Annotated in this window: 4 protein-coding genes; 2 read left to right on the forward strand and 2 right to left on the reverse strand. The window is 62.8% G+C overall.

Translation table 11 applies throughout. From position 1 onward, the window contains the following. A partial coding sequence (locus ACYVDE_RS12795) for an IPT/TIG domain-containing protein (protein ID WP_460501934.1) occupies positions 1 to 3,724 on the forward strand: 3,724 nt, incomplete at its 5' end. Between the two features lie 65 nt (positions 3,725 to 3,789). Here ACYVDE_RS12795 and ACYVDE_RS12800 read toward each other — a convergent pair. Together ACYVDE_RS12800 and clpX are read right to left on the reverse strand one after the other, a co-directional pair. After that, on the reverse strand, positions 3,790 to 4,266 hold the full coding sequence (locus tag ACYVDE_RS12800; RefSeq protein WP_460501935.1) for a hypothetical protein: 477 nt from the start codon (positions 4,264 to 4,266) through the stop codon (positions 3,790 to 3,792). Positions 4,267 to 4,349: 83 nt separating this feature from the next. Further along, a complete protein-coding gene (gene clpX / locus ACYVDE_RS12805; protein WP_460501936.1) occupies positions 4,350 to 5,573 on the reverse strand; it encodes an ATP-dependent Clp protease ATP-binding subunit ClpX in 1,224 nt (407 codons plus the stop codon). A gap of 255 nt (positions 5,574 to 5,828) precedes the next feature. Between clpX and ACYVDE_RS12810 the strand changes: the two genes are divergently transcribed. Next, a complete protein-coding gene (locus tag ACYVDE_RS12810) occupies positions 5,829 to 5,957 on the forward strand; it encodes a two-component regulator propeller domain-containing protein (protein WP_460501937.1) in 129 nt (42 codons plus the stop codon). Positions 5,958 to 5,997 lie beyond the last annotated feature (40 nt).

Genomic DNA, 5,997 nt, shown 5'->3' on the forward strand with positions numbered 1-5,997 from the left:
TTTGCGGGCGGCCCTGGCCACGGCACCCTTCGAAGGCAGTGGCGGCGCCGCGCTGGAACTGGCCCTGCCCCGGCCTGATGGCAGCATAGCCCGCTTTGCCGTGCGCGAAACTTCGGTGATGGAGCCGGAGCTGGCGCGGAAGTTTCCGACCATTAAAACGTATGCCGGCGTGGGGCTCGACGACCCGTCTGCCTTGTTGCGCCTCGACCTAACGCCCCGCGGCTTCCACGCCCAGGTGCTGGCGGCGGGCAGCAACTCGTACTACATCGACCCCGCCACCCGGACGGACACGCGGCATTACCTCGGCTTCTTCCGGCAGGATATGAACCGCGCCGCCGCCGGGGCTACGCCAGCCTGTTTGTTTGTGCCGACGGCCGATGAAATGAAGGAAAGCCAGCGCCGGGTAGCGGCCGCCACGGCTTCGGGCAAGGCCCTGGCCACTGGCTCGCAGCTGCGCACCTACCGCCTGGCCCTGGCCAACACCCCCGAATACGCACTGACCAAGGGAAACACGGCCATCGGCGTGATGGCTGCCAAGGTGACGACTGTGAACCGGGTGGTGGGCGTGTATGAAAAAGAGCTGGCCGTGCGCTTGGTGCTGATAGCCAACAACGACCAACTGACCTTTCTGAGCGGCATTGGCACCCAGCCTTCGCCGGTATTCGACGACAGCAACACCAACAACTCGCTGCTGGGCCAGAACCAGTCGAACATCGACCGCATCATTGGCGCGGCCAATTACGACATTGGCCACGTGGTGAGCACGGGTGGCGGTGGCGTGGCCAGCTACGCCAGCGTGTGCAACAGCGCCCGTAAGGCGCAGGGCGTAACGGGCCTGCCCAACCCGGTGGGCGATGCCTTCGATATCGACTACGTAGCCCACGAGATGGGGCACCAGTTCTCGGGTAGCCACCCCTTCAACGGCAACGCGGGCGCCTGCGCCGGCGGTAACCGCCGCGCCACTACGGCCTGGGAGCCGGGCTCGGGCTCGACCATTATGGCCTACGCGGGCATCTGCGGCACGGCCAACGATTTGCAGCCGCACTCCGATGCCATCTTCCACACGGGCAACTACCAGGAGATGCGGGCTTTCATTAGCGCCAACACCTGCGGCACCACCGCAACCACTACCAACACGGCCCCCGTGGTAACGGCTCCGGCCAGTGGCAAAACCCTGCCCATCAGCACGCCCTTTAAGCTGACGGCCACGGCCACCGACGCGGAAAACGACCCGCTGACCTACATGTGGGAAGAAATGGACCTCGGCCCGACGCAGGCGCCGAACGACGCACAGGTGGCCGGCCAGACCGTCCCCCTGTTCCGCTCGTTTGTGCCCTTGCTGAGCGGTACCCGCTATTTCCCCCGCCTCACCGACCTGGTGAACAATACCACCGTACTCGGCGAGCGTCTGCCAACCGTGACGCGTACCCTCAAGTTCCGTTGCACGGCCCGCGACCAGCACAGCAGCCCGGTGGGCGTAATCGGCGGTGTCGACTACAGCTCCTTCGTTGACCTGAACGTGACCAGCACCGCCGGCCCCTTCGTGCTGACGGCCCCCAATGCGGCCGTGAGCTGGACCGGCGGCACCACCCAAACCGTGACCTGGAACGTGGCTGGCACCGACGTGGCTCCCGTGAGCTGCGCCACCGTTAACCTGCGCCTGAGCCTTGATGGCGGCCTGACGTACCCCGTGGTGCTGGCTGCGAATGTGCCCAACAACGGCAGCACTTCGGTAACCGTGCCCAACGTGACGACCTCGCAGGCCCGCGTAATGGTGGAAGCCGCGGATAACTACTTCTTCGATATTTCGGATGCCAACTTTGCTGTGGCACCCGGCCCCGGCGCTACCATCACCAGCTTCACGCCCGCCAGCGGGCCGGTAGGCACCACGGTTACCCTCACGGGTACCAACTTCACGGGCGCTACGGCTGTGAGCCTCAACGGCACGGCGGCTACGTTCACGGTTGTATCGGCCACGCAGATTACGCTGGCCGTTCCCGCCGGGGCTACCAGCGGCCTCATCAGCGTAACGACCCCCAACGGTACGGCCGTGGCGGCTACGCCGTTCCTGGTAGGCACCCCGCCCACCATCACCAGCTTCACGCCCACTTCGGGCGCGGTGGGCAGCACAGTCGTTATCACCGGCACCGACTTCACGGCGGCTACGCGGGTAACCTTCGGCGGCATCAGTGCGCCGGTGTACTCCATCAACTCACCCACGCAGATTACCGTGACGGTGCCCATTGGGGCCGTAACCGGCCCCATTGCCGTGACCACACCGCTGGGCACCGGCACCTCGGCCACCAGCTTCACCATTCCGGCGGGTCCGGCCATCACCTCGTTCACGCCTACTTCCGGCGTGCCCGGCACGGTCGTGACGATTAACGGCAGCAACTTTACCGGCGCTACGCAGGTATTCTTCAATGGCGTGGCGGCCACGACGTTCACCGTCGTATCGGCTGCCCAGATTACCGTAACGGTGCCCAACGGAGCCAGCACCGGTCTGGTTACCGTGGTGACGCCTAATGGTATTGCTGTATCGACTGGCCGATTTACCGTGCAAACGCCGGTTATCACGTCGTTCTCGCCCACCAGCGGTGCGGCCGGCACGCAGGTGGTTATCAACGGCAGCTACTTCATCAACGCTACGCAGGTGACCTTCAACGGCACGGTGGCCCCGGGCTTCATTGTCGTATCGGCCAACCAGATTGTGGTGAACGTACCGGCCGGTGCTACCTCGGGCCCCATCACCATTACCTCGCCCGTGGGCAGCGGCTCGTCGAGCACGCCCTTCCTGATTCCGCCGGCCAATGACCGGTGCGCCAACGCCACGGCCCTGACCTGCGGTCAGAGCGTGACCGGCTCGAACCTGGGCGCTACGGCTACCGGCGACCCCACCGGCAGCTGCAGCGGTCTGTCCGTAGGACCGGGTGGCGTGTTCTATACGGTAGTGGGCACCGGCGCCAGCATCACGGCCTCGACCCAGGGCGCGCTGACCAACTTCGACACCAAACTGTTTGTGTACACGGGCAGCTGCGGCAGCTACACCTGCGTGGGCAGCAACGACGATGCCATTACCGGCCAGGTAACCTATTCGTCGCTCACGTTCAACACGCAGTACGGCGTTACCTACTACATCTTCGTGAACGGCTACGACGCGACTGAACTGGGCAACTTCAACCTCGGGCTTACCTGCGCCACGGCGCCCGCCGCCCCGGCTATCAGCAGCCTGAGCCCCACGAGCGGCCCGGTTGGTACTACCGTTACCGTAACGGGCAGCAACTTCACCGGCGCCACGGCCGCTACCGTTAACGGTATGGCGGTTACCAATTTCACGGTTGTGAACGGTACCACCATCACCTTCACGGTGCCCACCGGTGCTTCCACCGGCAACGTGGTAGTTACCACGGCCACGGGTATTCCGAGCAATGGTTCGGCCTTCACCGTGACCACGACTACCGCCACGGCCCAGGCCCAGCAGAGCGAGTTCAGCGTATATCCCAACCCCGTAGCGGGCCAGGGCACGCTGAACCTGAAGCTGGCCGCCACCGCCGCCTCGGCTCAGGTAACGCTGCGCACTGTGCTCGGCCAAGTTGTAGCCACCCGCACTTTCAGCGGCACTGCCACCGAGCTGCCCATGAGCGGCTTGGCCGCCGGCACCTACCTGCTCACCGTGCAGGCCGCCGGCCGCGCTCCGAGCGTGCAGCGCGTAGTGGTGCAATAACTACGCCCGGCCGGAAATTTTCCGGCTTGGTAAGAAAAAGGCCCGCCAGTTTGGCGGGCCTTTTTTTATCCGTCCATTACCACCGTTGGGTCAGGAATGTCACCGTGCATGTACACCGTGAACGTATGAGTGCGGTCGTGAACGGTGCTGAACGACCATTCCCAGTGCACGGGCCCGGAGTGTGCGGCGGGAATATGGGGGAGGGATATTTCCTCAAGCTGAAACTCAGTGGCAAAATCGCGGATGCGAAACTGCGGAACATGGTATTGCAAGGTTTGCTCAAATACCAGAATAAGTTGGCTGACTAAGCTGTCATACCTGCGCTCCAGGCATCGAAAGAATTCCCGCTGGGTTTCCGTGGGGCCAGTTGCCGGGGCGTCGAGGGCGCAGACAATGCGTCGGCCGGTAGGCGTAAAAAGTACCGATTCGGCCACGAACCAAGCGTGCCCGGTGCGCGCATCGAACTCTTCGCGTAGCAGTGGGCCAAAAAAAGCATCTCCCGTGTAAAAACGTCGGCGAGCTAGAAACGAGAAGAAGCCCATGCCGCACAAAGTAGCGAAAGAACCATAGAAAAGGGGAAGCCCGGCCGAAACCGAACTTCCCCAATACCGGAAAATACCAGAATTTACGCCGCCCGCATGTGGCGCAACGGCGACTTCTCGAACTTGCTGCGGCAGTAGCTCAGGTTGATTTGCAGGGCGTCGGTGTCTTGGTCCGAAGGCATTTCGAACATGGCGTCGGTCATGATGCTCTCGCAGATGGAGCGCAGGCCGCGCGCACCAAGGCGGTACTCATCGGCTTTCTCCACGATGTACTCGAGCGCATCCTCAGTGAAGGTCAGCTCAATGTTTTCCATGCCGAACAGGCGCTTGTACTGGCGCACAAGCGAGTTTTTGGGCTCGGTCAGAATCATGCGCAGGGTGCTCTTGTCCAGTGGGTTGAGGTGGGTGAGCACGGGCAGGCGGCCGATGAGCTCGGGAATGAGGCCGAAGCTCTTGATGTCCTGGGCCGACACATAGCGCAGGAAATTGGTGGTGTCGACCTGCTCCTCCAGGTTGGTTTTGGCGAAGCCCATGGGCTTGGTATTCAGGCGGCTCTTGATGATGCGGTCGATGCCCGAAAACGCCCCGCCGCAGATGAAGAGGATGTTTTCGGTATTCACCGAAATCATTTTTTGCTCGGGGTGCTTGCGCCCGCCCTGGGGCGGCACGTTGATGTTGGTGCCTTCGAGCAGCTTCAGCAAAGCCTGCTGCACGCCCTCGCCGCTCACGTCGCGCGTGATGCTGGGGTTGTCGCTCTTGCGGGCAATCTTGTCGATTTCGTCGATGTACACGATGCCGCGCTCGGCGGCTTCGAGATTGTAGTCGGCCGCTTGCAGCAGGCGGGTGAGGATGCTTTCCACGTCTTCGCCCACGTAGCCGGCCTCCGTCAGCACGGTGGCATCGGCGATGCAGAAGGGCACCTGCAGGATTTTGGCCAGCATGCGCGCCAGGAAGGTTTTGCCGGTTCCGGTTTCGCCCACCATAATGATGTTGGACTTCTCAATCTGCACCTCGTCGTCCTGCGGCTTCTGCATCAGGCGCTTGTAGTGATTGTACACGGCCACGGCCATCACGCGCTTGGCTTCGTCCTGGCCCACCACATACTGGTCGAGGTGCTCCTTGATGGCGCGGGGCTTGATGAGGTTGAACTTGGGCTGCTTGCTGGCCTCCTGCGCTTTGGCCTCTTCGTTGAGGATGTGCTGGGCCTGGCCCACGCACTGCTCGCAGATGTGGGCGTTGATGCCCGAAATCATAACGGCGACTTCGCGCTTGCTTTTATTGCAAAAGGAACAGGATATTTCGGCCACGGAGAGAAGAATAGAATAGGGTGGGAAGCGCTGGCTTTCGCGCAAGCAAGTTCAAAGATACGACACGCCCAACGTCGGCGGCTAGAAAAAAGGTGCCATTCGGGAAGCTTCACATACTGCGGGGCTCCTATACTGCGCAGTCATTTACCTACGGCATAAGTCTTTTGAAACAGCTGGCAGGAGCCTCGTTGCCGGCCCGCCGCTTTGCCATGGTCCGACCTTTCCTCAAGACACTGCCGGGGCTTGTAGGGTTGCTTGCGCCGCTTGGCCGCGGCCGCCCAGACGTTGGCCCTGCGCGACTACACCTTAGCTAACGGCCTGCCGCAGACCATGGTGTACGCCATCTTCCAGGATGCGCAGGGCCGCCTGTGGGCCGGCACTTAGGGCGGCGTGTGCGGCCCGGCCCGCTGCCCGCCCTGCAGGC

This window comes from Hymenobacter agri, from assembly GCF_054778495.1.

Coding starts and splice junctions, on each gene's coding strand:
- ACYVDE_RS12800 (WP_460501935.1), bottom strand. CDS start 4,266: ATGGGCTTCTTCTCGTTTCTAGCTCGCCGACGTTTTTACACGGGAGAT.